This is a genomic window from Neolewinella aquimaris, assembly GCF_014197245.1.
Taxonomy (GTDB): Bacteria; Bacteroidota; Bacteroidia; order Chitinophagales; family Saprospiraceae; genus Neolewinella; species Neolewinella aquimaris.
Window position 1 is genome coordinate 207498 of the sequence record NZ_JACIFF010000005.1, and the last position, 25932, is coordinate 233429.

At 58.0% G+C, this 25932-nt stretch carries 26 protein-coding genes; 8 read left to right on the top strand and 18 right to left on the bottom strand.

Translation table 11 applies throughout. The features are described 5' to 3' along the window. The 8 genes from GGR28_RS11020 to GGR28_RS11055 form a co-directional block, all read right to left on the bottom strand. Complete coding sequence (locus GGR28_RS11020; RefSeq protein ID WP_183495841.1) at positions 1 to 1017, bottom strand: DUF3078 domain-containing protein; 1017 nt, start codon at positions 1015 to 1017, stop codon at positions 1 to 3. A gap of 53 nt (positions 1018 to 1070) precedes the next feature. After that, positions 1071 to 1919 (bottom strand): mechanosensitive ion channel family protein, encoded by an 849-nt coding sequence (locus GGR28_RS11025; protein WP_183495842.1) that lies wholly within the window; start codon positions 1917 to 1919, stop codon positions 1071 to 1073. An 8-nt stretch (positions 1920 to 1927) separates the two neighbouring features. After that, positions 1928 to 2212: a hypothetical protein gene (locus GGR28_RS11030; protein ID WP_183495843.1), complete on the bottom strand. Its 285-nt coding sequence runs from the start codon at positions 2210 to 2212 to the stop codon at positions 1928 to 1930. A gap of 5 nt (positions 2213 to 2217) precedes the next feature. Continuing rightward, complete coding sequence (locus GGR28_RS11035) at positions 2218 to 2772, bottom strand: RNA polymerase sigma factor (RefSeq protein ID WP_183495844.1); 555 nt, start codon at positions 2770 to 2772, stop codon at positions 2218 to 2220. Positions 2773 to 2903: 131 nt separating this feature from the next. Beyond that, a complete protein-coding gene (locus GGR28_RS11040) occupies positions 2904 to 3788 on the bottom strand; it encodes a DUF4249 domain-containing protein (protein WP_183495845.1) in 885 nt (294 codons plus the stop codon). Next, on the bottom strand, positions 3785 to 6166 hold the full coding sequence (locus tag GGR28_RS11045) for a TonB-dependent receptor (protein ID WP_183495846.1): 2382 nt from the start codon (positions 6164 to 6166) through the stop codon (positions 3785 to 3787). Before GGR28_RS11045 ends, GGR28_RS11040 begins: the two co-directional genes overlap by 4 nt. An 89-nt stretch (positions 6167 to 6255) precedes the next feature. Next, a complete protein-coding gene (locus GGR28_RS11050) occupies positions 6256 to 6630 on the bottom strand; it encodes a hypothetical protein (RefSeq protein ID WP_183495847.1) in 375 nt (124 codons plus the stop codon). A gap of 444 nt (positions 6631 to 7074) precedes the next feature. Next, positions 7075 to 8400, bottom strand: a complete 1326-nt coding sequence (locus GGR28_RS11055) for a leucyl aminopeptidase family protein (protein WP_183495848.1) — start codon at positions 8398 to 8400, stop codon at positions 7075 to 7077. Positions 8401 to 9073: 673 nt separating this feature from the next. On the opposite strand from GGR28_RS11055, the gene bshA reads away from it, so the two are divergent. Together bshA and GGR28_RS11065 are read left to right on the top strand one after the other, a co-directional pair. Next, a complete protein-coding gene (bshA, locus tag GGR28_RS11060) occupies positions 9074 to 10237 on the top strand; it encodes an N-acetyl-alpha-D-glucosaminyl L-malate synthase BshA (protein WP_183495849.1) in 1164 nt (387 codons plus the stop codon). Positions 10238 to 10279: 42 nt separating this feature from the next. Further along, positions 10280 to 11359, top strand: a complete 1080-nt coding sequence (locus tag GGR28_RS11065) for a phosphotransferase enzyme family protein (RefSeq protein ID WP_183495850.1) — start codon at positions 10280 to 10282, stop codon at positions 11357 to 11359. Here GGR28_RS11065 and madM read toward each other — a convergent pair. Genes madM through GGR28_RS11085 form a run of 4 tightly spaced genes read right to left on the bottom strand, consistent with a single transcriptional unit; the run spans position 11356 to position 14518 of the window. Next, positions 11356 to 12105, bottom strand: a complete 750-nt coding sequence (madM, locus tag GGR28_RS11070; RefSeq protein ID WP_183495851.1) for a malonate transporter subunit MadM — start codon at positions 12103 to 12105, stop codon at positions 11356 to 11358. The genes GGR28_RS11065 and madM overlap by 4 nt on opposite strands. Then, positions 12098 to 12481: a malonate transporter subunit MadL gene (gene madL, locus GGR28_RS11075; protein ID WP_183495852.1), complete on the bottom strand. Its 384-nt coding sequence runs from the start codon at positions 12479 to 12481 to the stop codon at positions 12098 to 12100. Before madL ends, madM begins: the two co-directional genes overlap by 8 nt. Continuing rightward, entirely contained in the window at positions 12478 to 13965 is a 1488-nt protein-coding gene (locus GGR28_RS11080) for an acyl-CoA synthetase (RefSeq protein ID WP_183495853.1), read from the bottom strand. The genes madL and GGR28_RS11080 overlap by 4 nt, the downstream gene beginning before the upstream one ends. Before the next feature lie 31 nt (positions 13966 to 13996). Next, the gene (locus GGR28_RS11085; protein ID WP_183495854.1) at positions 13997 to 14518 is read right to left on the bottom strand and encodes a DsrE family protein; all 522 of its coding nucleotides are present in this window, start codon (positions 14516 to 14518) and stop codon (positions 13997 to 13999) included. Positions 14519 to 14744: 226 nt separating this feature from the next. On the opposite strand from GGR28_RS11085, the gene GGR28_RS11090 reads away from it, so the two are divergent. Next, positions 14745 to 15653, top strand: coding sequence for a hypothetical protein (locus GGR28_RS11090; protein WP_183495855.1), 909 nt, complete (start codon positions 14745 to 14747; stop codon positions 15651 to 15653). A gap of 21 nt (positions 15654 to 15674) precedes the next feature. Here GGR28_RS11090 and GGR28_RS11095 read toward each other — a convergent pair whose 3' ends face one another. Then, positions 15675 to 16337, bottom strand: a complete 663-nt coding sequence (locus GGR28_RS11095) for a hypothetical protein (RefSeq protein ID WP_183495856.1) — start codon at positions 16335 to 16337, stop codon at positions 15675 to 15677. Positions 16338 to 16557: 220 nt separating this feature from the next. Here GGR28_RS11095 and GGR28_RS11100 point away from each other — a divergent pair, with 220 nt between their 5' ends. After that, complete coding sequence (locus GGR28_RS11100; RefSeq protein WP_183495857.1) at positions 16558 to 17133, top strand: hypothetical protein; 576 nt, start codon at positions 16558 to 16560, stop codon at positions 17131 to 17133. 19 nt (positions 17134 to 17152) lie between these two features. Here GGR28_RS11100 and GGR28_RS11105 read toward each other — a convergent pair whose 3' ends face one another. From GGR28_RS11105 to GGR28_RS11120, 4 genes are all read right to left on the bottom strand, one after another. Beyond that, positions 17153 to 18397: a cation:proton antiporter gene (locus GGR28_RS11105; RefSeq protein WP_183495858.1), complete on the bottom strand. Its 1245-nt coding sequence runs from the start codon at positions 18395 to 18397 to the stop codon at positions 17153 to 17155. A gap of 71 nt (positions 18398 to 18468) precedes the next feature. Further along, positions 18469 to 18948, bottom strand: coding sequence for a hypothetical protein (locus GGR28_RS11110; RefSeq protein ID WP_183495859.1), 480 nt, complete (start codon positions 18946 to 18948; stop codon positions 18469 to 18471). Continuing rightward, positions 18948 to 19220, bottom strand: a complete 273-nt coding sequence (locus GGR28_RS11115) for a hypothetical protein (protein ID WP_183495860.1) — start codon at positions 19218 to 19220, stop codon at positions 18948 to 18950. The genes GGR28_RS11110 and GGR28_RS11115 overlap by 1 nt, the downstream gene beginning before the upstream one ends. An 18-nt stretch (positions 19221 to 19238) precedes the next feature. Continuing rightward, a complete protein-coding gene (locus GGR28_RS11120; RefSeq protein ID WP_183495861.1) occupies positions 19239 to 19799 on the bottom strand; it encodes an RNA polymerase sigma factor in 561 nt (186 codons plus the stop codon). A gap of 179 nt (positions 19800 to 19978) precedes the next feature. Between GGR28_RS11120 and GGR28_RS11125 the strand changes: the two genes are divergently transcribed. The 4 genes from GGR28_RS11125 (at position 19979) to GGR28_RS11140 (ending at position 24189) form a co-directional block, all read left to right on the top strand. Beyond that, the gene (locus GGR28_RS11125; protein WP_183495862.1) at positions 19979 to 20317 is read left to right on the top strand and encodes a hypothetical protein; all 339 of its coding nucleotides are present in this window, start codon (positions 19979 to 19981) and stop codon (positions 20315 to 20317) included. Between the two features lie 106 nt (positions 20318 to 20423). Continuing rightward, positions 20424 to 20927, top strand: coding sequence for a (2Fe-2S)-binding protein (locus tag GGR28_RS11130; RefSeq protein WP_183495863.1), 504 nt, complete (start codon positions 20424 to 20426; stop codon positions 20925 to 20927). Continuing rightward, positions 20920 to 21939 (top strand): FAD binding domain-containing protein, encoded by a 1020-nt coding sequence (locus GGR28_RS11135; RefSeq protein WP_183495864.1) that lies wholly within the window; start codon positions 20920 to 20922, stop codon positions 21937 to 21939. Before GGR28_RS11130 ends, GGR28_RS11135 begins: the two co-directional genes overlap by 8 nt. Positions 21940 to 21951: 12 nt before the next feature. Then, positions 21952 to 24189, top strand: a complete 2238-nt coding sequence (locus tag GGR28_RS11140; protein WP_183495865.1) for a xanthine dehydrogenase family protein molybdopterin-binding subunit — start codon at positions 21952 to 21954, stop codon at positions 24187 to 24189. An 87-nt stretch (positions 24190 to 24276) separates the two neighbouring features. Here the strand turns inward: GGR28_RS11140 and GGR28_RS11145 are convergent, their stop codons facing one another. Next, positions 24277 to 25671, bottom strand: a complete 1395-nt coding sequence (locus tag GGR28_RS11145) for a DUF1593 domain-containing protein (protein ID WP_221233868.1) — start codon at positions 25669 to 25671, stop codon at positions 24277 to 24279. Between the last annotated feature and the right edge of the window lie 261 nt (positions 25672 to 25932).

Genomic DNA, 25932 nt, shown 5'->3' on the forward strand with positions numbered 1-25932 from the left:
TCAGAAACTACGGGCGTACGCAATCACGAGTTGCTCGGTGATGCTGACGCGCTTACCGAGGCCGGCCACCCCGTTGGGGGCATTGTAGTCGGTGATCTGCACGCGGATGTCGTCGTCGTAGAACACGTTGAGGAAAACGTTGAGGTGCAGGTTCTCGGTGAAGGCGAAGGACAGGGTGTTTTGCCAGTCTACATCCACGTTCTGTGGATTGTCGAGGTAGTTGGAGTACAGCCCGAGGTTAGACGAGAAGCCAAATCGGTCTTCTCCGCCGAAGGTCACCTTATACTTGATCTGTGCCAGGGAACCGATCTGCGCATCCAGGTTCTGGAATTCGGGATAGATACCTTTGGTGGGCTCGCCGCTCACTTCGTTGCCGTGCACCCCGCGACTGGCGATGCTGTCGCTGGCCACGATAATGAACTTGCTGCCCAGGGGCGAGTAAAAGATCGACAACTGATCGTTCGGCTTGTAGTCGATACCCAAGGAAAGGGTCACCGTCGCGGGAGAAAGAAACTTCGACAACGGGCTACGGCCACTGTCGATAAAGTCGGAAACAAAATTGCCCGAATAGAGGTCGGGAAATTGGTAAGTAGACGTCAACTGGCTTAGGAACGTCCCGTTGACGGAGTAGTAGAGTTTGCCGTCCGGCTTGATCTGAAATCCGTACTTGCTGCCCAGCCGGAATTCATCGATCGTTTTCTGGAATGGAATTTTGGAGGTGGCTCCCTGGGCAATTACGCCGGCTCCGAGTCGCTGTACGGCAAACTGCCAGAGCACGGTGTTGTCCCAGGCCTGACGGCCCATCTTGTAGTTGGCAAATCCGTCGAACGCCCCACCCAGGCCCAATCTGTTCTGCCCCGCCCCCTGTTTGGGATTGATCTGCAGCAGTTGCGCGAAATCAAAGCCTACCCCCGCGCCCCGGTTCCAGCCTTCGGGGATTTCCTCGGCCTCTTTTTTCTGCGCCATCAGCCCAGCGGTGACAAATAAAAAAAGGAGGAACAGGCTCGCCTTGGACATGGAGACTTGCTTAAGGGAAGTTTTAGGACGGGTACGCGGGTGCAATGATACGGCTATCTGCCAAGGTTGGGGGGCAGGGCAGTGCGGTCTTCCCGCCGAGAGTGTACCTCGAAACCGTCGCTACTGAGCTTGCTGAAGGGAATGGTGTGCTCCGAATCTTCCGCCTGGAGGGTGATCGACAGGCTACTGAGCTGAATGACCTCTCCACGCTTACCGTCGATGCTGATCTCGTCGCCTACCCGCACCTGGTTGCGGTTGTAGAAGCTCGCCAGTATGTTTCCCATGATGTGCCGGGAAGCCATGCCGTAGCCAATTGCGAATGCTCCTGCGATCCCGGCAAGTAGAATGCTGATGTTGGCCTCCATGAACTCCGTCTGCAACTGGGCCTGGCTGAGTGCGATCAGCACGATGTTGAGCAGGATGAAGTAAAATATGGCGTTGCCAATCAGGTTGGCGGACGGAATGCCGAGCGACCGGCAGGTGTTGGTCACCAGCTTTTTGATGAAGTCGGCCAGAAAAATACCTCCGATCAGGATGATGAAGGCGGTGATGGCATTGGGAATGTAAGCGATCAGGTCGGCCATCATGGCCGAAAGCATCGGCATGCCCAGGGCGTCTACCGCAGCCATAACGAACACGATCAGCACGAAGTAGTACACGATGCTCGCCAGTACCCGGCTGGGGAGGATTTTAAGATCGGTGTTGCGGAAGAGATCGATATTCAGCAGCCGGTCCGTCAGGCGATCCAGACCGGAGGCCGCCACCGCCCGGCGAATAACTTGGTAAAGCACCCGGGCGATCACGTAGCCGACCAGAAAGATGACCGCTGCCTTGATCAGGGCGGGGATTACCGTGAGCAGTTGGTAGGCTTGTAACTTGAGAATATTAATTACTGACTCCATAGGGCTAATTAACGGATAATCTGTCCGGAATCTCCGGGGCCGGGGGGCGGGCTGCCGTAGGGGTCATCGTCCTCAGACTCCTGTAGCAGCAAATACGTCTCGTCCTGGACGAGGGGGTCGCCACCACCGAGGACATTTACGGTATCGGCCATGACCGGCCCGAAGAGCTCGATGAGGCTGCCGATGAACTCCGCGCTCTTGAGTTCACGCTCGACACGCTGGCGCACACGGACTTGCCGCGCTTCGGTGAAAGCGGTCAGCTCCTGTTCCTGCAATGCTAGAAAACTGTTCATCTGACTCATGAAGGTGTAGACGCAAACCGGTGCTCGTGGATCCGTTTCGCTTTTTCTTTGATTCGTTTAAGTTGCATTTTGACGGCGGACTCGCTCTTGTCCAGCAAGCTGGCGATGGCCTTGATCTTTACGCCGTCCTTGTATTTCATTAGGAGCATCATACGCTCGGTGTCGGTGAGTTTGCTCAGCACGTATTTCAGTTCGTTGAGCTGTAGGTTCAGGAGAGCCTCGTCGGGTACTTCCTCGACGGTATCCGGCGGGTCCTCCATTTCGGTGTTAAAGAGGTCCCTTACTTTTTTCTCCCGGCGGATCTTGTCGATGCATAAGTTGTAAGTGATGGAATACACCCAGGTGGAAAACTTTGACTGCCCCTGGAATTTTCCCAGGTTCAGAAAGATCTTGGTGAATATTTCCTGGGTAGCGTCCTCCGCCTCACTCTGCTTACGCAGCATAGTCACCGCCTTGCTGTACACTTTCGTGGAATAGCGATCGTAAAGGATTTGAAAACAGGTAGCGTGCCTCCGTTCCCGGTAGGCGCGAATGATGTCTATATCCTCCATCGAAGTATCACAGCCTTTGGTTGGTGCTCCGCTTGGCATGTAATTTGTTGTGCGCGACCCGAACGTGTTCGAGTTCTAAAGGTGAGACGTTAAAGTACGAAGGACGTCACATATGCACCAGAAATTCGCGCTTATTCCACCACTCTGACGGCCCTGCTGGACGCCGCCACGTTGAACACACCGAGCGCGGCCTCCCCAGTATCGACGTTAAATACGTTGCCCGGTGCGTTGGCCACCGGTATTTGAAATATTCCGTTGTCTCCGTTCTGAATCTGGTCGCGGGCAATACTCAGAAAATAAAACGCTTCGGGGCTAAGCGACCAAATTTCCACCTCGACCTTGTCTCCGGATACCAGTGGAACGAAGGCCCCGTCCTCGTCGGTTTTATTGATACTAAAGCGTATCGGGAAAATGAAGGCAATACCGTCCGTACCACTCCCCGCGTCGAAGGTGGCATCGTAGGCCAGGTTAAGCTCCGAAGGGCGGTTGAGAAGCGTATCGTTGATGGTGCTCCGAATCAGGTAAGCATCACCCGCGCCGGGGAGGTCCCGGGCGTAGATCTGGGCGTAAAGCCCTTCATCGAGCCCCAGCTGATCCTCCTCAAACTGAAAGCTGATGCTGTCGATCGGCGGCACCCGGCGCATGCTGGTCTGGCTGACGTAATCACCGTCCTCGTACCGGATTCCCAACGTAAATTCCTGCCCTACGTCCCCGAGCTTTTCCCCGGCGGCGGGTGTCCAAACGTACCGTCCGGAATCCTGGTGAACGAAAATAAAACAAGTAGTGTCGGGCTGCGTCCGGCACACTACTACCTCGGCATTCTCCACGCCGGTGGGCAGGCGATTGGCGTAGTAATCCTGACTGAGGGTAAGGCGGATGGTCTGGGGTACGGACTCGTCGGTAAGCCAGGCATCTACAACCAACTCGGGTTCCTGGAAGTCCGTCTCCAGTTCGATGACGTCGGTGCAGGTCCAGAGACCGCCGGCCAGCAGGATAAGCAGTAGGGCGCGCATCATTTGAAGGTGAAGTTGTAGGATACGGAGGGGATGATGCTTCCAACCACGGAAAGCTTAATGGCTTCGGTGTTGATGGCCGCGCCGGGTGCGGTGCGCCCGTCAACCTGGTCGCCGTACACGGTGAAGGGATTGCGGCGGGCGTATAGGTTGTACACGCCGAAGATCCACTGCCCCTGCCAGCGCCGGTCGGATTTCTCCGCTTTAGGATCGAGGGTTAGGGAGAAATCGAGCCGGTGGTAGTCGGGAATGCGGAAGTTGTTGCGGGCATCCCCGGCGTTGTTGGGCACGAAGTAGCCGAGTTGGTAGTAGCCGCTGTTGGCCAGGGTAAGGGGGGTGCCGGTGTTGTAGACGAAGGTCGCGCTCAGCGTGATGCGGTCGTTCAGCTCGTAGAAGCCGGTCAGGTTGAAGTTGTGCGTTTGGTCGAAGCGGGTGGGGTACCAGGTATTGTTGTTGATGCCTTCGACCAGCCGCTCGGTACGCGCCAGGGTATAGCTGAGCCAGCCGGAAGCCCGGCCCTCGGTTTTCTTTAGCTGGAGTTCGGTACCGTAGGCCCGGCCCTTGCCGGCGAGCACCTGCCCTTCCACGAACTCATTAAGGACCAGATCGGCCCCGTCGATGTAGTCTACCAGATTGGAGAAGTCTTTGTAGTAGGTTTCTAGGCTCAGCTCGTACTTATTTTCCGCCAAATTGCGGAAGTAGCCGATGGCGTACTGATCGGCCAACTGGGGATCGATGTTGTTGGTGCTGGGCGTCCAGATGTCGAGGGGGATCGAGGCGGTCGTGTTGCTAAGCAGGTGTATGTACTGCACCGTACGCTGGTAACTGGCCTTGAGGGAACTGTTGTCGTTGAGGGAAAACTGGGCGGCGGCCCGGGGCTCGAAATTGAACCAATCCTTGATCGTTTCGTCCCGATCGGTCGGGGTGATGCCGGTGAGGGGGCGGGGCAGGCCGACGCGGGGGGCTTCGCCAAATTCGTACACGTTGCGCCCTCCGAGGTAAGCGAAGTGACTTACGCGCAGTCCGTAGTTGAGTTTTAGCCGGTCGAAGAGGGTCACCTCATTTTCTACAAACAAGCTGGATTCGAGGGCCCACTGCCGGCTGATGCTGATGTCGATCTCATCCCCGTCGCTCACCGCAACGGCGTTGGCCGGCTCGAAACGATAATGAATGGCCTGACCGCCGAAGCGTAGGACGTTGGTCGGACTGATGAAGTAGGAAAACTCAGGCTTTACACTTGTATTTATGATGCTCGCATCCCAGTTGAAGGCATCCTCTTCGGGCTCGTCGCCGAAATTGATTGCGTAGTCGTAGTCGCTGTAGTAGAAGGTTAGGTTGGAGAATAGCTTGTCCGTAAACAAATGATTCCACCGCAGGGTGCCCGTCGCGTTGCCCCAACTAAATCCGGCGGCATCACCCGGGCTGAAAATGTCACGTCCCAGATAGCCAGACAAAAACACCTGGTCTTTATCGCTGAAGCGGTAGTTGGTCTTGAGGGTGAGGTCGTAAAAATTTAGCTTCGTCCCCGCGAGGTCATCGTTTAAGAACGGGCCGGCAAGAACGTCGATGTAACTCCGACGGCCGGCCAAAAGGAAAGAAGACCGGTCCTTTACGATTGGTGCTTCTACGCTCAGGCGGCTAAAAATGGTGCCGATGCCCCCCTGTACTTCAAAGTGCTGGTTGTTCCCCTCCTTCATGCGTACGTCGAGGATTGAGGATAGGCGTCCACCGTAGCGCGCCGGTATGCCACCCTTATACAGTTTGACGCTCTTTACCGCATCCGGATTGAACACTGAAAAGAAGCCAAACAAGTGACTGGAATTAAAAACAGGTGCCTCATCGAGGATCACCAGGTTCTGGTCGATGCTGCCGCCGCGTACGTTGAAGCCCGCCGCCCCTTCGCCGACACTGGTTACTCCCGGCAGCAACTGAATGCTGCGGAGTACATCCACTTCTCCGAGCAGACTGGGAAGTTTCTCGATGGTGGTCATGTCGAGCCGCTCCACGCTCATTTGCACCGTGCTGACGTTGCGGTCTTCCTCCTCGGCGGTCACTATCACTTCCGTAAGGAGTTTACCGGATTCACCGAGGGCAAAATCGTAGGTAGCGTTCCCCAACAACTCCGCCTCCTGCCGCTGATCGGCAAAGCCGAGATAGCTCGCCACCAGGGTGTAGGTGCCCGGCGATACCGTAAGGGAATAAAAGCCGTACTCATTGGTGACCGTGCCCTTGCTCGTTTCCTCGAGGTAGACGGTCGCCCCGATCAGGGTTTCTCCGTTGGAGGCATCCCGCACGTATCCCTTGACGGTCACGTTGGTCTGGGCCTGACCGATGGTGGTCGCAAGGACCATCAATAATAAGGTGGGTAGCATTCGTCTCATCTACCCCCTTTAACCAATTTGAGCGCGGGCGGGTTAGCTGCGGCCGTACTATTCGATGAACGGTTACCGTGTTTAGACGGCCGACGGTCTTATTTGGGCTGATCGCTCGTATCGGCCTCACCTACTTTGCGGAAATGGCCGGCTTCGGTGATGGTCTTTTCCACGCCGGTATCCGGATCGGGGTAGCTGCGCTCGTGGACTTCCACGGAGAGTTGCTTGCCGACGAGTTTTTCCGTGTCGAGGGTTTCTCCTTCCATCTCTACGGCGCGCATCAGTTCTGCCAGAATGGGTTTGCTGGGCTCGCTGTCGTAGAAGCGTTGCTCGACGAAGGCGTCGTCCGTTTCCATGCGGGCGGCGAAGAAGGGGATTCCTTTATACTCACTTTCCCCTTCGGAGATCTCGGTGATGGTCACTACGTGGCGACCGTTCTGTAGGCGGGGTTTTTCCTGTACGTTGACTTTCATATTTTTGCTTTTGATAAGTATAAGGTAAATACAAACTATTTGTTCGGTATTTTTCAAAACAAAACAATTGCAGTCGGTAGGCGAAGGATGAGCCTTTCTAAGGCGACCCTGATTTGCGGGCGGTGCGGTGGGTGGCTTTAACGCAGATTGGCTTCGCCGGGGCGCGGATTCGCTGCGCTTGGGCACGGATTTGCGCGGATTTTCAGAGGTTGAGCCTTTCTAAGGCGACCCTGAAGGGTGGGCATGCAGTAGGTGGTTTTAACGCAGATTGGCTTCGCCGGGGCGCGGATTCGCTGCGCTCGGGCACGGATTTACGCGGATTTTCAGAGGTTGAGCCTTTCTAAGGCGACCCTGATAAGCGGGCGGTGCGGTGGGTGGTTTTAACACAGATCGGCTTCGCCGGGGCGCGGATTCGCTGCGCTCGGGCACGGATTTACGCGGATTTTAGGCTTCGATCGTTCCCTTCAGCCACTCTATGAATAGGCGTACGCCGAAGCCGGTGGCTTGGCGGTCTTTGGCGTAGGGTCCTTGTTTGAGGGCTACTCCGGCGATGTCGAAGTGGATGTAGCGCTCGTGGCCGTGGGTGAAGTTTTCGAGAAATTTGAAGGCATCGGTGGCGCCGTGTAGGGGGGTGCCGCTGAAGTTTTTTACGTCGGCAACGTCGCTTTTGAGTCCCTTTGCGAAATCGTCCCAGGGGGGGAGGGGCCAGACGCGTTCGCCAACTGCGTCCCCAGCGCGGCGGAATTGCTCGATCAGTTCCTCGTTCTTGCTCAGGGTGGCGGCGCATTCGTAGCCGAAGGTGCGGACGGCACTGCCCGTTAGGGTGGCGACGTCGATCAGGGTAGTGGGTTGGAAGTGTTTTACGGCATAGCTGAGTCCGTCGGCCATGATGAGGCGGCCCTCGGCGTCGGTGTCGATGATCTCGATGGTTTTGCCGGCGTGGCTCTCGATGACGTCGCTGGGCTTGATGCTTAGGGCATCGACGCTGTTGTCGGTGGCGGGTACGATACCGACCACGTTTACGGGGAGCTTGAGTCGGGCCGCCGCCTCGAGAGTCCCGAAGACGGCCGCCGCGCCGCCCATGTCGCTCTTCATCAGGTGCAGGTTCTGGCTTCCCTTGATGCTTACTCCGCCGGTATCGAAGGTTATTCCCTTGCCGATGAGGGCGGTGGTATCGTCGTTGGGCTTGCCGCCGCGGTATTCCATTACGATGAGTACGGCGGGATCTTCGCTGCCCCGGTTGACGGCCAAGAGGGCGTGTAGTCCTTCTTTCTCGCAGGCAGCTTTGTCGAGCACCCTGACGCTGTAGTCGTAGGTTTTTCCACTTTCGGTAGCCCAAGCGGCTAGATCTTGTGGCCGCTTCTTATTGGCGGGGGCATCGACCAGGGCGCGTATCCGATTTTGTACGCTCGCCAGAATTTCCACTGCACCTGCGTCCCCGCCCCAGTGGATCTTGCCTTCCGCCAGGGGGTGTGCTTCGTGATCTTCCTTCAGGTGTCCGGCCGAGTAGGCGCCCAGGCGCAGGCCACCGATGAATGCAGCGGTAAGCCGGTCTTCCACCCCCTCGGCGGTGATTTCTACTTCGCCGTTTAGGTGTTTTGCTTCCTTGTGGCTGAGGAGCTGTCCCAGGTTTTGCGCGGACGCAGGAGCCGCGTCTTCCGGCAGACGTGCAATGAACCCAGGTGGGGTGACGGTGCGCAGGTAGGTATCGGGGGGAACGGCCTCGGAGTATTCGTCTTCTCCGGTTGCCGGCAGTAGCTTGATGATCATAGTGCAGTAAGGTCGTCTGGGGGGAGCAGGTTCACGTGGTCGTCCGCCGACGAGTGCGTCGTCGTCGGCCGACCGAGGCACGAGGCTCGTCCGCCGACTTGTTAGCGGGTGATGCTATTCGTCTAGCTGTTTAGGATCTTTCCCCCCCGGCTTACTCGGCGGACGACTTGGAGTCGGCCGACGAGTAAGCCGTCGTCGGCCGACCGAGGCACGAGGCTCGTGCGCCGACTTGGTGGCGGGTGATGCTATTCGTCTGGCTACTTGGATATTTTCCCCCCGGCTTACTCGTCTGACGACTTGTTAGCGGGTGATGCTGTTCGTCTAGCTGTTTAGGATCTTTTCCCCCCGGCTTACTCGGCGGACGACTTGGAGTCGGCCGACGAGTAGCCGTCGTCGGTCGACCGAGGCACGAGGCTCGTCCGCCGACTTGGTGGCGGGTGATGCTATTTGTCTAGCTGCTCGGGTCTTTTCCCCCCGGCTTACTCGGCGGACGACTTGGTGGCGGGTAATGCTATTCATCTAGCTGCTCGGATCTTTTCCCCCCAGCTTACTCGGCGGACGACTTGGAGTCGGCCGACGAGTAGCCGACGAGTAGCCAAACTATTTACGGCACTTTTGCATTTGAGATAGACCCCCGCATCCGCTTAGTTATTTTGGGGTAAACGAAGGTTGTATGAAGATTGGCGTTGTCTGTTATCCCACCTACGGTGGAAGTGGTGTCCTGGCTACCGAACTCGGTCTGGGACTGGCCCGGCGCGGACACGAGATTCACTTCATCACCTACCGGCGACCCGCCCGACTGGGATTTTTCCACGAGAACGTGTTCTATCACGAGGTGGACAGCGGTGCCGATTACCCCCTCTTTGAATTTGCTCCCTACGAGACCTCTCTGGCCTCAAAGTTGGTCGACGTGGTGGAGAATTATGGCCTCGACCTGCTGCACGTGCACTACGCCGTGCCCCACGCCGCGGTAGCCTATATGGCACGCAAGATTCTTCACGCCCGGGGCCGCTACGTGCCGTTTGTCACTACCCTGCACGGTACCGACATTACGCTGGTAGGATCTAATCCGGCCTTCGCACCTACCATCACGTTCGCCATTAATAAATCGGACGGCGTGACGGCGGTTTCGGAATCACTCAAAGCCGATACCCTACACAACTTCGAAGTTTGCCGGCCCATCGAGGTGATCTATAACTTCATTGACTTCAAGCGCTTTAAGCGCAACAACAAGGAGCACTTCAAGCGCGCCATTGCCCCTAACGGCGAACGCATCCTGATCCACATTTCCAACTTCCGCCCGGTCAAACGGGTGGACGACGTGATCTACATCTTCAAGATCATCCACGACCAAACGCCCAGCAAGCTGCTGCTGATTGGCGACGGTCCCGAGCGGAGCAAGTGCGAGGACCTAAGTCGCCGCCTGGGCCTTACCAAGGATATTCGCTTCCTCGGCAAGCAGGACGCCGTGGAGGAACTGCTGGCGGTGGCCGACGTATTTCTGCTCCCCTCTGCCAGTGAGAGTTTCGGACTAGCCGCTCTGGAAGCCATGGCGTGTCAGGTACCCGTAATCTCGAGCAATGTCGGTGGTATTCCCGAGGTAAATATCGACGGCGTCACCGGCTTTACCTCCGGAGTAGGCATGGTCGACAAAATGGCTGAGGACGTTATGAAAATCTTCGAAAGCGACGAGACGCTGCAGCGCTTTCGTGATGCCGCCCTCGAACAAGCCGCCCGCTTCGATATCGAAGAAATGATTCCGATGTACGAAACCTACTACGAGCGCATCCTGGAAAACAGCCGCGCGCAACCCGAAGAGCCGGTAATGGATTGCTGAAGCGGGTTTTAGGGTAGGGGTGTAAATCGTCAGAAACGGAATATGGATCAAATCGCACAATGCTTTCACCTCGAGGGAAGCATCGACCGCATCGAAGCCTTCGGCGGCGGGCACATCAACGATACCTACCGGGTGTTTAACGGCGATACCGGTGCACCGGATTATCTGCTGCAGCGCATCAACCACCATGTCTTCCCGGACGTCGCGGGCCTGATGGAGAACATCGACCTCGTCACCGACCATATAAGGAGCAGAATTTCCGGAGCGCCCTACCCCGCAAACGAGCAGACGACGCTACAAGTGGTACCGACGCATACCGGGGGGCGATTTCACCGGGATGCCGACGGAAACTACTGGCGGGTATTCGAATTTCTGAAGGAACTCGTGGCCTACGATCTGGTAACGACGCCGGAGCAGGCGTACGAAGGCGCCCGCTCCTACGGGTACTTCCTGAGATTTTTAGACGACTTTCCGGCCGACAGACTGACCGAGGTGATTCCCGGATTTCACGACCTCGATCTTCGGCTGCGGGCTTTCCGGACGGTGCAGGAACAACCCGCCGCGGGGAGGGAAAGTGCCTGTCGCGATGAGATCACCAGCGTACTTGGCCTGGCCGATGCTTTGTTAGCCATCGATCGCCTGCATAAGGAGGGCTCAATCCGCCGGCGCGTCACCCACAACGACACCAAGTTCAATAACGTTCTGCTCACCCCCGACGACCGGGGCAAGTGCGTGATCGACCTCGATACCGTTATGCCGGGGATCGTCCACTTCGATTTTGGCGACGGCGTGCGCACGGGTACCGGCACCGCGAACGAAGATGAGGCGGACCTTAACCTAGTCACCGTCGACCTGGAAAAGTTTCGGGGGTTTTCCTCTGGCTATCTGGGAGTCACCCGCGACGTACTGTCCGCGATTGAACTCAAGTACCTGGGCCTGTCGGGAGCGTACATGGCCTACATCATGGGCGTCCGGTTCCTGACGGATTACCTGGCGGGCGATGTGTACTACAAAGTTGCCTCCCCCGACCACAATCTCATGCGGGCACGCAATCAGCTGCGGCTCACCAAGGAATTTTTGGCGCGGCTGCCGGACCTGGAAGCTATCGTGCGCAAGGCCTAAGCCATGATCCAGTCCAGCAGGAGGTAGAGTACCGAAGGGCAGAGTAAACACCCTAGTCCCGTATAGAATGTTGCCGTCAGTGCGCCGTAGGGAACCAGTTTCGGATCGGTGGCCGCCAGTCCCGCCGCTACGCCGCTGGTGGTGCCGATGAGTCCGCCGAAAACAACGGCCGAATGTGGATTGTCGAGCCCGATGAAGCGCGCCAGCAGCGGTGTTGCTACCGTAGTCACGATGGTCTTGACCACCCCCGCCGCAATGCTGATGGCGATCACCTCCGAGGAGGCACCCAGCGCCGAACCCGTGACCGGCCCTACGATGTAAGTGCAAGCCCCCGCCCCGATGGTCGTCAGACTCACCGCATCCGCATAGCCCATGGCGAAGGCAACGCCTACCCCAATGAAAAAGGCCGATAGAATGCCCAGTCCCAACGCCACTACCCCCGCCAGTCCGGCCGTCTTGATCTTATCCAGGTCGGCCCCCATGGCGGTGGCCACTACCGCGAAGTCGCGCAGCATCGAGCCGCCCAGCAGTGCGAGGCCGGCGAAGAGTGGAATGTCGGCCAGCCCCTTTTTATCCCCCAGAAAAGCGAGCGCCAGGCCCGCGATGATCGCCAGGGCCACGCCGGGAATCTTACCACCCAGTACGTTGCGGGACACCCAGAAGGCCGCCCACATCACCACGCCCACGCAGAGGAAGGCGAAGAGCAGTCCGTTTTTAATCAGTACATTTTCGACCAGCTCAATCATCGGCTCGTGGCTGGGGTAGGTCGGGGCGACCGATGCGGGAGAGGACGGGCACGAGCAGCAGTCCGGCCACGGTAGCCGCCGTTCCCGCCAGCAGGGCCAGCCAACCGCCGGAGAGGGCCGCTTTGACGTTCTGCACCGCGGCCATGGCTACGATGATGGGAATGTACATGGCGCTCCAGAACAGGATGCCGCCCGCGGTCGCCGGGGGTAATCCGCCGCGGTGCTTCAGCCAGGTGTTTCCGGCCACCAGCAGGATCATGGCAAATCCCACGCCCCCCACGTCGCCGTCGATGCCAATGGCCGCGCCCAGCAGGGTGCCGGTGATCTTGCCAACCAGAAAGCAGAACGCAAGAAGGGCTACGCCATAGATGGTCATGCGAAGGCCCGTTTGAGCTCCTGCTTGGTGACCTTCCCCATCACGTTGCGCGGCAGGTCGTCCTGGAAGATGTACCGCCGCGGCAGCTTGTAGCCGGGCAGTCGCTCACGGAGCCAGGCGGCGAGCTCTTCGAGGTTCACGGCGGCGGGGTCGGCGATCAGACTGGCACCGATGATCTCTCCCCACTCATCGTCGGGTAGCCCCACCACACCGCACTCCCGGATCAGGGGGTGCGTACGCAACACTTCCTCGATCTCGAGGGCGGAGATCTTGTAGCCTCCGGATTTGATGATGTCGACCGAGTTGCGGCCCAGGATGCGGTAAGCACCGCCCTCGAAGACGGCGATGTCGCCGGTGCGGAACCAGCCGTCTTCGGTAAATTCCCTGGCCGTGGCTTCCGGTCTGCCCCAGTATTCCCGGAAAACATTGTTGCCCCTTACCTGAATTTCTCCGCTTTCTACGGAATTTGCCGGCACCTGCGTCCCCGCCTCAGTTACCAGCCTGACGTGTACGCCGTCCAGCGGCTGGCCGATGTGGCCGGGTTTGCGCTCGCCACGGTAGGGGTTGCTGATGGCCATACCCATTTCGGTCATGCCGTAGCGTTCCAGAAGGGTGTGGCCGCTGATCTCGCGCCAGCGTTCCAGCACCGAGACGGGCAGGGCGGCGGAGCCGGAGACCATGAGGCGAAAGTCACTTAGCGCGGCACTGATCTTCCGTTGCTCGTGGGCGGGCAGGGAATCGTAGTGGCCGATGAGCTTAAAGTAGATGGTGGGTACGGCCATGAAAACGTTAATCTCCCCACTGAGGAATCGTTCGAAAATGGCCTCCTCCCCGAAGCGCGGCAGGAACTCACAACTCGCCCCGCTCCAGAGTGCGCAGGACAGCACATTAATGATGCCGTGGACGTGGTGCAGGGGCAGAATGTTGAGAATGCGATCGTCTGCGGACCACTCCCAAGCGTTGACTAGTGCTACGATCTGCGCCCGGATGTTGTCGTGGGTGGTCACCACACCCTTTGGCTTACCGGTGGTGCCGCTGGTGTAGAGGATCATGGCGCGGCGGTCGGAACTGATGTCAGGAAGTGGACCATCGGTAGCCGACCCGAAGGTTTCCGCCCGTGCAAAGGAGGAGATGTTCTCCTCAATGAGTGGTGCAAGCTGGTCTAAAAATTCTCCGGTATACAGCACGTGCTCGGCGGCCGTATCCTCGATCACGTAGCGGAGCGATGGGGTGGGGTGCTTGGTACACAGCGGCACGGCGATCCCTCCCGCCCGCCAAATGCCCCACTGTAGGGCCACGTAGGTGAATCCGGGCGGCACCAGGAAGGCAATGCGTGCTTCGTTGAGGTCCTCACGGCCGGCAAGCAGGCCCCGCGCAATGCGAGCCGAGGCGTCCAACAGTTCCCGGTAGCTATGTTTCTGCCCGTTACTGACTACGGCGGTGCGGTCTGCGAACTCCTGTGCACGGTCAACTAATTCAATCACGGCGGAAAATTTAAAATTTAAAATTCCCAATTTAAAATTTGAACACCCCGTATCCTTTCATCTGGTACATGGCTACGGTGGTCAGCATGGAGGTAGCGATTTCCACTTCCGGAATGACAGCATCAGGGGGCACATTGCGTCCGAGGAGGGACTGTCCGCAAACCGTCACCCGCACCCCGGCCTGCTTGAGCGAGCGGATCAGTTCGATGTTGGGGTTATCGACGCCGAAGCGTTCGCGGTAGTGGGCATTGTCCATCACGCCTACCGTAGCGCCGGCGTGGATGGCCAGCACGATGGTTACTTTTTCGTCGGGCACACCGCCCACGGCGAAGAGGTTAATCATGCGCGCGACGCGGTAGAGGCCCTCACTCAGGCTGTCGGGCTCTTGGCTTCCCGAGGCTACGTCCACCACGAAGTTGTAGGTCAGGTTCGTATCGAGGAGTACGGTGGCTTCCGGCACGTCGTAGATGCCTCCGAAGGGTACGACCGGCGTAACTTTTTCCTGGGCGGCAAGCGCGGGAGCAAAGAAAATCAGAAAAAGCAGGGTGCGCATATGCAGCAATTTTGGGGGGAAGTTAGCGGCCTGGGGCGGGGCAGCGCAAGATAGGTACGACAACAGAAGGTGGTTCGTTAATAGTTAACAATTGCGGTTCGACACAACTTCCTATGGCGTTACGTAGATATGATAGTTGAGCGTAGACTTGTGGGCTCATCGTTTTACAATCAACCAAATCTTCCCTCCGGGCGTGATACAAATGGCGAAAAGTGTAATCTGTACGTTGTTCGAGAACCATTACCACTATGGCCTGGGGGCATTGATCAATTCCCTCTACAGCTGCGAATACCGGGGGGTCATTTATGCGGGATACCGGGGCGAACTGCCCCCCTGGGCGGTGAATACGGTACCTCTGGAGGGCGGCATCACGGCATTCGAGGTGGTCCCGGAGCTGACGGTTCACTTTGCGTACCAGGAAACCGACGAAATGCTGGCCAACATTAAGCCGGCCCTGATTCAGCAGGTCTGGGAACGGTACGGGCCGGAGGTGGAAACCGTCTTCTACATCGATTGCGACATCGTGATCAAGGCCAAGTGGGAGCACTTCGAGGCGTGGGCGCAGCACGGGGTTGCCATGTGCGAGGATATGAACTCCCCGATCCCACCGTCACACCCCCTCCGACTGCAGTGGCAGGCCTACTACGCGAAATTCGGTATCGATTACCAGCCACGGGACGCGGTCTACGTCAACGGCGGCTTCGTCGGCATCAACCGGCGCGACCGGGGTTTCGCCGAGCGGTGGGAAGAAGTACAACAGTACATGAAGTTACACACGGGCAAGCAGGACCGCATCGGTATCGCCGACCGCTGGAACATGTTCCACTTCATGGACCAGGACGCCCTCAACGTGACCAAGGACCTGGTCGAACGGGTCAGCCTGATGGGGCCGGATGCAATGGATTTTCACAGATACGGGTACGTCATGTCGCACGCCGCGGGTCGCAGCAAACCGTGGAGCAAGCACTTCGTCAGTAATGTCCTCAAGACCGGAGAACGGCCCAGTTTCACCGATAAGCTGTACTGGCGTCACGTCAGTCACCCCATCAAACTGTTTTCCGCGTCTACCATACGGCGCAAACTGCTTACCCTGAACATAGCCGTCTTCATCGGCCGGCTGTTTACGCGGACGTGATGCGGAGATGCCCGGGTATGCTTAGTCTTCTCCCTTCAAAGGCGATATCATGATGTGAGCCCGGTGGGTTCCGGGATCCATGATCCAGGGGTGATTGGGGGCAATGGGCGATTCGGGCAGACCCGTAGAAGCGGCGGTAGCGTAGGGCATGTATACCACGTAGCGGTAACTCGCACCGTCCACCTTGCCCGTTTCCGGATCATAGGTTGCGTTCGGGCCGGAGTAGACGTGAAGCGTGGAGCCGGCATCGCCCATCGTTAGCTTGCCCGACTTTACTTCCTCCTCCCGGAGGGCAAAGATCTCCTGCGCGCTTTTTCCCTCTGCCTGTAGTTCCCGCCCCCGCATCATGAAAGGTTCCAGGCTCTGGTGGTAGCAGGCCGCGTTGAACCCGTCCTTGTTGGGGTCGTCCGCCAGGCAGATAAACTCATTGGTGCCCTCCCGCAGGGTCACGAATTCCCCGGCCGCGTTGTACCCGATCACCTTGGCGCCATCCCGACTGGCGGCGGGGGCGGCGAGTAGGGCGGTCGCGATGCGCGCCTCGTCGGAATCAATATCGACCAGTTGGGCCCTGTTTTCGGTCGGGTCGGACGTCGTGACCTCCGGTGTTTCCGAAACGGTTTCGGTGGCGGGGTCGCAGGAGCAGAGAAGAGCGAAGAGCAACAGGGTGGGTACGGCTAGTTTCATAGTGCAATTGTTTAGGCGTGTGTCCGCGTAGCTCGGTCGATAACCCAAAGCGAAGCGGCAAATAAAGTAAGCAATATTTGCGGAATGCCACACCGGCGTTTCTGCTGTCAGACCAAAAGAAGATATCTCGGGTCACTATATCTTGGTATTAATGTACGTATTGTACGTCTAAACTTGTACAAAGTCGTTTGGGGGGATAATTTGGGATAAACACATATCCATGAAGACCCTATTTCCCCTATTGGTACTGCTCTTTTTATTTCTCGGTACCGGATGCGTAAACAACCTTACGGGCGACGAGATAGACGAATTTGAGGAGGAGTACGGTGAGGGCGAGCTGAGTGCCCGTATCGACGGTCGGTCCTTTAGGGGCCGTATTGCCTGGGCGGAGAAAGGAGAGAACGTCGATAATTCCGGCTTATCCGCTCTTTCGATCATCGGTGGCGACATCCGCAATGACGAAGACGGGGAGGCAATCTATATCGTGGCGCTCTTCGAAAGTCCGACAGTTCCCGCCAGTGGAAGTTATAGCATGAATGAGGATTGTTTCGATAACGACATACCCTGTGTATGGGGTGCTTACGGCTTCTCATACCAAGACGGGGAAATTGATGCAACCTTCGAGAGCGATGATTCATCACCCGGCTCACTGGTAAATCTAACCTACGAAACCTACGAGCGCGACGAAGGTCCCGCCCTCCGCGGAACCTTCGAAATGGTGCTGGTCTCGGCCGATGACGCAGACGTCACCCTACGGATTACCGACGGTAAATTCGATGTACCCATTTCGGAGTGACAGCGAGTTTCGGATTTACCTACCTGTCGCGCAGCAGTCGTCCGATCACCCTTTCGATCGTAAGCCCCTGCACCAGTATTGAAAAAACGACAACGACGTAAGTCATCACGAGAAACATTTCCCGGTTCATCTCTTCCGAGAGGCTCAGGGCAAGCGCGATCGATATGCCGCCCCGCAATCCTCCCCAGGTCATGATCAAATTGGTGTGGGGAACGAAATCCAGCTTCCGTTCGAATAGTTTCACCGGTACCCACAGGGAAGCGTAACGGCAGAGCAGTGCGATCGGAATGGCCAGCAAGCCGGCGAGCAAATAATTGGTCTCGTAGGTCAGCACCAGCATCTCCATTCCGATCAGCACAAACAGGAGGGCGTTGAGCAGAATGTCGATCAGTTCCCAGAATTTATCCACGTACTGCTCGGTTATTTCTGACATGGCGGCGCTTCTGGCGCGATCGTTGCCGATCAGTAGTCCCGCCACCACCATGGCGAGGGGAGCGGAGAGATGCAATTCGTCGGCAATAACCGTTCCGACCATCACGGCCGCCAGGGTAATGATGACTTCCGCACTGAAGTCATCGATGGACTTGAGCAACCGGTAGGTTATCCACCCGATCAGCAGTCCCAGCAGGATGCCGCCGAACACCTCCTGGCCGAACAGTTTTAGAATGTCCGCAGGTCCCACGGCCGGGCCGGTAGCCGAAGCAATGCTGAACAGGGTTAGAAACAGCACCACACCGACGCCATCGTTGAAGAGCGACTCCCCGACGATCTTTATCTCCAGCTTTTTCGGGGCGTTTGCCTGCTTCAGTATCCCCAGCACGGCGATCGGATCGGTAGGCGAAATCACCGCACCGAAGAGCAAACAGTAGATATAGTTGACCGGAGTACCCAGCACTGCGAGCAGATAGTACGTCGCCGTTCCGATCAGGAAGGTAGATGTGATCACCCCGAGGGTAGCAAAGGCGATGATCGGCCAACGCAGCTTTTTGAGCTCCTGAAAATTGGTGTGCAGCGCCCCCGCGAACAGCAGGAAACTAAGCATGTAGTCCATCAGTATCGTCTCGAAGTCAATCTGTCGGATCAACTCCGCTTCCGCCTTCAGCAGCGTATCATCGAATACGCTGACGGCCAGTACTCCCAGGGTGTACACGATGGTAATCAGCATCAGGCCGATCGTGGTCGGCAACTTCAGGAAACGAACGTTGAGGTAGCCGAAGGCGGCGGCCAGAAAGATCAGGCCCGAGGCGATTAAGTAGTAGTTCATTCCGGTGGGTTTTCCAGTGCTTACACTCCACGAAAGTACTCCCCCCCGGCTCGGAACCCCTGATGGCTGGCTTAGTCAGCGTCGGATCCCCTGGCTCCCCCACTGGGTCCAGCTCGCTTATCTCCCTTTCGCAGCAGGATTTGCTGCAACACCGCATCGACAAAGGCGGGAAAGTGTTCCTCCTGTTCTGGTCGGAGCAAATCCTTTACCTCCAGAAAGTGGGCGTACGTAGTCAATATTTTTTCCAGTTCCAGCGTACCGAGTTCGGAGGGCAGTGGTCCGGGATCGGTGGCCTGCGGAGTGGTCAACTGCCGGAAGTAGGTTTCCAGTAGGGCGGCTTGTCGCTGGTTAAACGCCCTCATCTTAGCATCGTGGGCGTGGGCGTAAGTCATGAACTGATCGTGCTGGGCGGCGTCGAAATCAAAGCGTTTGACGGCCTGCAGGGGACCGTGGCTCATCCGGCCGGGAGCGAGTACGATGAACGTGAGGAGCGCAAGATTGAGCAGCAACAGGCCAATCGCGGCAAATTGGTAGACCTTAAGCTTGTCCATTATTCGTAGAGAAGGTAATCGGAAACCAGGGCGAGGGTTTGGTCCTGACCGGATGACTCGTTAGTGTAAAAAGTAATCGCCGCCGCATTTAACAGCAGCAGCAGAACGGCCGCCGCTACCATCGCGCGCCACTGCCGCAGGGGGACGACCACCGCCTCCGGCCTCGCGATCCGGGCTTCGATCCCGGGCAGTAAGTCACGATCGGGGCGTGCCCGGGGTAAGTTGCCTAATCGTCCGATCAGGTCTTCAAAATCAGGGTCGAGTTTTTCCATTTTAGGTTGAGTTTAGTGTCAGCCCCGGTGGGGATATTCGGCATGTAAGTAGGTTTTCAGGCTTTTCTTGGCACGCATCAGCAACCCTTCGATGGCCTTCAGTGTCAGTTCCATCACCTCGGCGACCTGCTGGCGGGGCAGTTCTTCTACGTAGCTGAGCACGAAGGCCGTTTTTTGCCGCGGCGGCAGGCGGTAAATAGCGGCAAACAGGGCGCGGCTCGTTTCCCGCTCCTCCAGTTGGACGCCCGGATGGTAAAAATCGGGCGGATCTCTGGTGGCCGAGAGCGCGCCAAAGATGCCGCGTTGCCGTCGGCGCTTATCCAGCGCCGTCAGTGCGGTATTGACGGTGATGCGGTACAACCAGGTCGTTACCTGGCTTTCGGACTTAAAGGTTGCGGCAGCGCGCCACGCCTTAGCGAATACATCTTGGGTGACCTCCTCGGCATCGGACGTATCCTGGAGGTAACTCAGGGCGGTGTTGTATACGCGGGCGTTGTGACGATGGTACAGGGCACGCAGCGCCTCGGCGTCCTGTGCGGCGATGCCGGCGATCAACTCCTGGTCGGTTACTTCGGTCATCAACGCCCGATATTCTGTACTTTGACTGTCGGAAAGTACAAATCCTTCGCGGAGGGTCGAATATTTTCAAGACGCTGCGGCTCGCTATTCCAAAAATTGGCCGTCTGCCTTTTCTAACTCGGGCCCGACCAACTGATGGGGGCGGCCGCCGATCTATTGAGCATAACTTTCAGGACACCATGCCCGCACCGATCACGCCAGCCTATACAGAATACTTAGTCCGCTGCCGGGCCTGCCTGGGAATGTGCCGCCACTGTCTGGAAGAAACTACGCCGGAGGAAGCCTGCCACGAGTCCCTGCCGGACGTCATTCTCGCCCTGGAGGTCGCCACGATCCTGATCGAACTCCGCAGCGAGGAGGCCTACGACAAACTGCGTAGCTGTGCCGAAGCTTGTGCCTTCAGCGCCACGAACTGGGAAGAGTACGCGCATCCCTTCACCCGCCAGTGTGCCAGTGCGTGCCGGATGGTGTTCGACTACTGGTGCGCAAATGCGGACACCATCTCAACGATTTGTTGACTGGTGAACCCAAATTCACTTGTGTGATCATTTCGCTCATTAGCGAACATCACCGTTACGTATAGCAGTTGGCCTTGGTGAGACTGTTCGTCAGAATTCCCTGCCCATGCCTAAGCCCGTGACCATCCGAGATAACCCTTCATCCCATCATATCACCCTACAGGTCAACGGGCTGGAAACTACCCTGCGGGTACCCCCCTGGGTTTCGCTGCTCGATGCCTTGCGCGATCACCTTGACCTGACGGGTACCAAAAAGGGCTGTGACCACGGGCAGTGCGGAGCCTGTACGGTAATCTGCGATGGAGATCGAATACTCAGTTGCCTCACCCTGGCTGTGATGAAAGATGGCGCCAGGGTCACCACCATCGAAGGCATCGGCACCGAAGACCGACTGCATCCCCTTCAGCAAGCGTTCATCGATTACGATGCCTTTCAGTGCGGCTACTGCACCCCCGGACAGATCTGCAGCGGAGTAGCCATGCTGGACGCCGGTCACGGCGAATCCCGCGAGGAGGTGAAGGACCTGATGAGCGGCAACCTTTGTCGTTGTGGGGCCAACACGAACATCATCGATGCGATCATGGCAGTAAAGGAAGGAAAGTATGAATAACTTCAACTACACGAAAGCCGAGAGCATCGATCAGGCCGTCAGTGCGGTAGCTACCCAGTCCGAGGGTCAATTTATCGCCGGTGGTACGAATCTGATCGATCTGTGGAAATACGACCTCACCCACCCCGAAATGCTGGTCGATCTCAATGGACTGAGCGAGTTGAAGGCGATCTCGGAACTGCCCGACGGTGGCCTGCGCCTGGGTGCTCTCGTCAGTAACAACGCCACCGCTTACCACCCACTGGTGCAGGAACGTTACCCCCTGCTATCCCGAACCATACTGGCCGGTGCGACTGCCCAGATCCGCAATAGTGCCACCAATGGCGGCAATCTGTTGCAGCGCACGCGCTGCTATTACTTCTACGATGCGGCCTCCCCCTGCAACAAGCGGAATCCCGGCTCGGGGTGTCCGGCCATTACGGGACACAACCGACTGCACGCCATTCTAGGGGAGAGTGAGCACTGCATCGCCGTGTACCCCTCCGATATGAGCGTGGCCCTGGCCGCACTGGAGGCCACCGTGCGGGTCACCGGACCGGAGGGCGCGCGGGAAATACCCATCGCCGATTTTCACCGACTGCCGGGAGCGGAACCGGCGCGCGACAACACCTTGGGTGCCGGCGAGCTGATCACGTCGATCGATCTGCCGTCTACCGGCTTCGCGGATCACCACAGCTACCTGAAGCTACGCGATCGCAATTCCTACGCCTTTGCGCTGGTCAGCGTGGCCACCGGCCTGGAGATCGAGGGCGGACGCATACGCAATGCCCGCATCGCGCTGGGCGGCGTTGCCCACAAGCCGTGGCGAGTCCCGGCCGCCGAGGCCATCCTCGTGGATAAAGCGCCCACTCCGGAAGCATTTGCGGAAGCCGCCGATCTGCTGCTGGCCGGAGCAACCGGTTACGGCCACAACGACTTCAAGATCGAACTGGCCCGCCGCGCCATCATTCGCAACGGTATGATGGCACTCGATCCTTCCACCCAAAGACCCGGCGCCCAGCCTTCCCTCTAAAGCACCCCGATCATGAATGAGCACGAGCAAATAGGACAACCACGCCGACGCATCGAGGGTGCACGAAAGGTTACCGGCCAGGCCAAGTATGCGGCAGAGTACAATGTACCCGATCTGCTGTACGGATACATTGTCAACAGTACCATAACCCGGGGCAGGATCACGGCCATCGACGAAGCCGCCGCGCGCTCGGTAGCGGGAGTGGTGGAGATCTTTCACCACGAACGCCGCTCGAAATTACCCGGCTTCGACGTGATTTACTCGGATATGGATGCGCCGCCCGGTTCCCCCTTCCGACCACTGTACGATGCAAACATCCGGTTCAACGGTCAACCCATTGCCCTGGTGGTTGCCGAAACCTTCGAGGCGGCGCGTTACGCGGCCTCCTTGTTGAATATCCACTATGAGGAGGAATCGTTTGACGTCGACCTATTGACCAATCTGGCCCGGGCGCGGAAGCCATCTAAGGGACTGGCTACGCTGATCAAACCGCTACCTCCCGGCCCACGGGGGGATTTCGAAACCGCCTACGCGCAAGCGGATGCTCGGTTCGAAGGACACTTTCACCACGGCTCCCAGCACCATAATCCGCTCGAATTATTTGCCACCACCACGGTGTACGAAGGGGACGGCAAACTGACGATCTACGATAAGACTCAGGGGACGACCAACTCCCAACTTTACGTCAGCAATCTTTTCGGTCTGAGTTTCAGGGACGTACGCGTCATCGCTCCCTTTGTTGGCGGTGGCTTCGGGTCGGGATTGCGGCCGCAGTACCAACTCGTGCTGTGCGTAATGGCCGCCCTGCAGCTCAGGCGCAACGTACGGGTAGTTATGGACCGCGCCCAGATGTTCACCTTCGGCCACCGGCCGGAGACCATTCAGCATACCCGCTTCGGAGCTACGGCTGATGGCAAGCTCACCGCCATTAATCACGTCGCCCTGGCGGAGACCTCCCGCTTCGAGGATTACAACGAAGTAGTGGTCAATCACGCCAACATGCTCTATCCGGCGGATAACGTCGCACTGGACTACAAGCTCGTTCCCCTCGATCGCTTCACCCCCCTCGACATGCGCGCGCCCGGAGGCAGTACGGGAATGCTGGCCATCGAAACCACCATGGACCAACTTGCGGATCAGCTCGGAATCGATCCCCTCGAATTCAGGCTCCGCAATTACGCCGAACGGGACGTCAGTGCGGACAAGCCATACTCCAGCAAGGAACTCCGCGAATGCTACCGTCAGGGTGCCGAGCGATTTGGCTGGTCGGAGCGTAAACCTACTGCGGAAGTCAACCGGCGCGGCAATCGCTTGGTGGGCCACGGCATGAGTTCGGGCATCTGGGACGTGATTGCCCTGCCCGGAAAGGCCAGCGCTGAATTTACCGCGGACGGTAAGTTGATCGTAAGCAGTGCCGTCACCGACAATGGTCAGGGCACCTACACCGTAATGACCCAGATCGCCGCAGACGAACTCGGATTACCCCTGGAGGCCGTCTCCTTTCAGTACGGCGATAGCCGGCATCCACTATCCCCCATCCAGGGCGGTTCGTACACGACGGCCGTGATCGGTTCGGCCATCAAGGCCGCCTGCCGCGCACTGCGTAGTAAGCTCTTCAAGCTGGCGCAGATCATGGACGGATTTCCCCTCGGAGACGCGCTACCCGAAGATGTCAGGTTCGTCGACGGAGCAATTGTACTGAAGAAGGATCCCTTCATCCGAGTTTCCCTAACCGACGTGATCGCCTTTAATCACGGAAAATCGGTTACCGCCTCGAAGTCTAATATCCCCAACATCTTTCGGCTTAAACAGTACACCCGGGCCGCGCACGCGGCATCCTTCGTAGAGGTGGAGGTAGACGAGCAACTCGGCATCATCAATGTCACCCGGGCCGTGACGGCCGTTGCCGCCGGCGCCATTATGAATCCACACACGGCCCGCAGCCAGATTCTCGGGGGCATGGTCTGGGGCATCAGCATGGCGCTTCACGAAGAAACCCTGCTGGACGTCAATCTGGGCAAGTACATCAATACCGACCTCGGTGAGTACCACCTGCCGGTCCACGCCGACATTCATGACCTCGACGTGATCTTCGTAGAAGAGCACGACGACGTTATCAACGAGCTGGGAGCCAAGGGCATCGGTGAGATCGGGGTGATCTCGATGGCTCCAGCGATTGTCAACGCGGTGTACAACGCGACGGGGAAGTTGGTGCAGGTGTTTCCGATCAAGGTGGGTGACTTGCTGTAGATAGTCTTCACAGGAGCGATGCACCCCAGCCCACCGTCGTCGGCCGACCGAGGCACGAGGCTCGTCCGACGACTATAGAGCGCTATACTACTCCGCCAAAATAGTCACCACCACCCGCCGGTAGCTCGTCAGCGCGGGCGCACCGTGGTCCGTCACTTTAAGGATGAAGTGGGCCGTCTCCTCCTGCTCCACTTCCGGTGCCGTAACCCATACGGAGGCCGAGTTTTCCGGAGTGATGTCGATCGTCTCTGCGTAACTGCCCGCCTCCGGGTAGTGTTGCCAGCTGTAGGTCAGGTGGTCGCCGTCGGGGTCGGTGGAGGCCGCTGCATCGAGGCGGAAGCCCTCTCCGGAGCGGACGGTAAGTTCTTCCGGATGACATACCGCCGTCGGGGCATGATTAGCATCCGCAACGGACTGGGTGGTCCAGTCCATCCGCGCGGCAAAGTCGTTTTGGAAGTCGTCGCGCCAGCGCCAGAGGGTAACTTTACTACCCTCGAAGGTTTCCTCCCCACGCTTGACCGAACGCCCGTACTCGCTTTTTACGTAAGGAGTGTACGCGTCGGAAGCATCCGTCCAGACGGGCCGGGTTTCGGCGGTATACGGTACACCGGGAGCGCCCTTTTCGGAGGCATCGAATTCCGGCACGTAGGATTCATAACGGCCGCCCCAACCGCCCCAGTCGGGACGCTCCGGAGCATTTAGTCCATTGGGGATCAGCGAAAGCCAGGCCGGCGTATCGCCTTCCATGCCCCAAGCTACGTCGGGGTAAGCGGCACCGAGCGGACCGTGCCCCTGCTGAATATGTTCACTCAACCAGGCATTGCTGATCGTAGTATTATCGATACCATCGATTACGTTGTTAATGGCAATCCAGGTGGCCCGCCCGTAGTCGCCGTAGCTGAATACATAGAATACATCCGGGAATTCCTTCCTGATCCACGGCCCGCTATCGTCCTGGTCGGAAATGGTGTATACCCGTAATTTGCTGATCAGCCGTGCGGCTTCTTCCTTCGATCGGGTCTGATCTATTGTATACAGGGCTTGTGCCAGGGTATTGATACCGCCCCACACCGATACCCACAGAGGGCGATCGTCTTCCTCCAGCAACTCAATGATGCGGTCGGAGCCCTCCGAATCCTTCCCTTCGCCAACGCCCATCATTCCGTAAACGGGCAGGCCCCGGTATACCTTAGCCCGCAACGATTCGGCGGTGGGGTAGGCCGGATCGTGCTTCACCAAGTTAGGATGGACTTCCGCGTACGTAGCTAAGATCTTCTCGATGGACTCAGGGCGAATCGTATCCCGCAACCAGGTTGAGGTGGTGGCTACCAGACCTACGATCTCGATCTCGTTGGCGTACAACAGCAACCGAATCAGCGACTGCGTATCGTCGGGGTCCGCCTCGATGTCCGTCAGCACCAGGAGGCGGTGGGGTGGGGCGTCTTGTGCCGTCAGCTCGGCATAATTCGGGGAACCGATCAATCCAAAAATTAGTAGGAAAGAAGGAAATAGCGGTAGTTGCACGGTCTAGCGTTGAGGTTGCCAAAATTAGGTCAATTATACAAGCGTTGCTAGTGGTACAGCCGCCGTCGTCGGCCGACGAGTCCACCGTCGTCGGCCGACCGAGGCACGAGGCTCGTCCGCCGACTAAACGGGGAAGCACTGTGGCACTTATTGCGGCGGCGCGCAGGAGCAAGGTAACCCCGGCTCACTCGGCGGACGACCTGTAGTCGGCCGACGAGC

Excerpts from the sequence above, each read along its gene's own strand:
- GGR28_RS11050 (WP_183495847.1), bottom strand. The coding sequence starts at position 6,630 with ATGAAAGTCAACGTACAGGAAAAACCCCGCCTACAGAACGGTCGCCAC.
- madL (WP_183495852.1), bottom strand. The coding sequence starts at position 12,481 with ATGACCATCTATGGCGTAGCCCTTCTTGCGTTCTGCTTTCTGGTTGGC.
- GGR28_RS11135 (WP_183495864.1), top strand. The coding sequence starts at position 20,920 with ATGAATAACTTCAACTACACGAAAGCCGAGAGCATCGATCAGGCCGTC.
- GGR28_RS11055 (WP_183495848.1), bottom strand. The coding sequence starts at position 8,400 with ATGATCATCAAGCTACTGCCGGCAACCGGAGAAGACGAATACTCCGAG.
- GGR28_RS11025 (WP_183495842.1), bottom strand. The coding sequence starts at position 1,919 with ATGGAGTCAGTAATTAATATTCTCAAGTTACAAGCCTACCAACTGCTC.
- bshA (WP_183495849.1), top strand. The coding sequence starts at position 9,074 with ATGAAGATTGGCGTTGTCTGTTATCCCACCTACGGTGGAAGTGGTGTC.
- GGR28_RS11140 (WP_183495865.1), top strand. The coding sequence starts at position 21,952 with ATGAATGAGCACGAGCAAATAGGACAACCACGCCGACGCATCGAGGGT.
- madM (WP_183495851.1), bottom strand. The coding sequence starts at position 12,105 with ATGATTGAGCTGGTCGAAAATGTACTGATTAAAAACGGACTGCTCTTC.
- GGR28_RS11110 (WP_183495859.1), bottom strand. The coding sequence starts at position 18,948 with ATGGACAAGCTTAAGGTCTACCAATTTGCCGCGATTGGCCTGTTGCTG.
- GGR28_RS11040 (WP_183495845.1), bottom strand. The coding sequence starts at position 3,788 with ATGATGCGCGCCCTACTGCTTATCCTGCTGGCCGGCGGTCTCTGGACC.
- GGR28_RS11030 (WP_183495843.1), bottom strand. The coding sequence starts at position 2,212 with ATGAACAGTTTTCTAGCATTGCAGGAACAGGAGCTGACCGCTTTCACC.
- GGR28_RS11125 (WP_183495862.1), top strand. The coding sequence starts at position 19,979 with ATGCCCGCACCGATCACGCCAGCCTATACAGAATACTTAGTCCGCTGC.
- GGR28_RS11045 (WP_183495846.1), bottom strand. The coding sequence starts at position 6,166 with ATGAGACGAATGCTACCCACCTTATTATTGATGGTCCTTGCGACCACC.
- GGR28_RS11065 (WP_183495850.1), top strand. The coding sequence starts at position 10,280 with ATGGATCAAATCGCACAATGCTTTCACCTCGAGGGAAGCATCGACCGC.
- GGR28_RS11035 (WP_183495844.1), bottom strand. The coding sequence starts at position 2,772 with ATGGAGGATATAGACATCATTCGCGCCTACCGGGAACGGAGGCACGCT.
- GGR28_RS11100 (WP_183495857.1), top strand. The coding sequence starts at position 16,558 with ATGAAGACCCTATTTCCCCTATTGGTACTGCTCTTTTTATTTCTCGGT.
- GGR28_RS11130 (WP_183495863.1), top strand. The coding sequence starts at position 20,424 with ATGCCTAAGCCCGTGACCATCCGAGATAACCCTTCATCCCATCATATC.
- GGR28_RS11085 (WP_183495854.1), bottom strand. The coding sequence starts at position 14,518 with ATGCGCACCCTGCTTTTTCTGATTTTCTTTGCTCCCGCGCTTGCCGCC.
- GGR28_RS11095 (WP_183495856.1), bottom strand. The coding sequence starts at position 16,337 with ATGAAACTAGCCGTACCCACCCTGTTGCTCTTCGCTCTTCTCTGCTCC.
- GGR28_RS11105 (WP_183495858.1), bottom strand. The coding sequence starts at position 18,397 with ATGAACTACTACTTAATCGCCTCGGGCCTGATCTTTCTGGCCGCCGCC.
- GGR28_RS11120 (WP_183495861.1), bottom strand. The coding sequence starts at position 19,799 with ATGACCGAAGTAACCGACCAGGAGTTGATCGCCGGCATCGCCGCACAG.
- GGR28_RS11020 (WP_183495841.1), bottom strand. The coding sequence starts at position 1,017 with ATGTCCAAGGCGAGCCTGTTCCTCCTTTTTTTATTTGTCACCGCTGGG.
- GGR28_RS11115 (WP_183495860.1), bottom strand. The coding sequence starts at position 19,220 with ATGGAAAAACTCGACCCTGATTTTGAAGACCTGATCGGACGATTAGGC.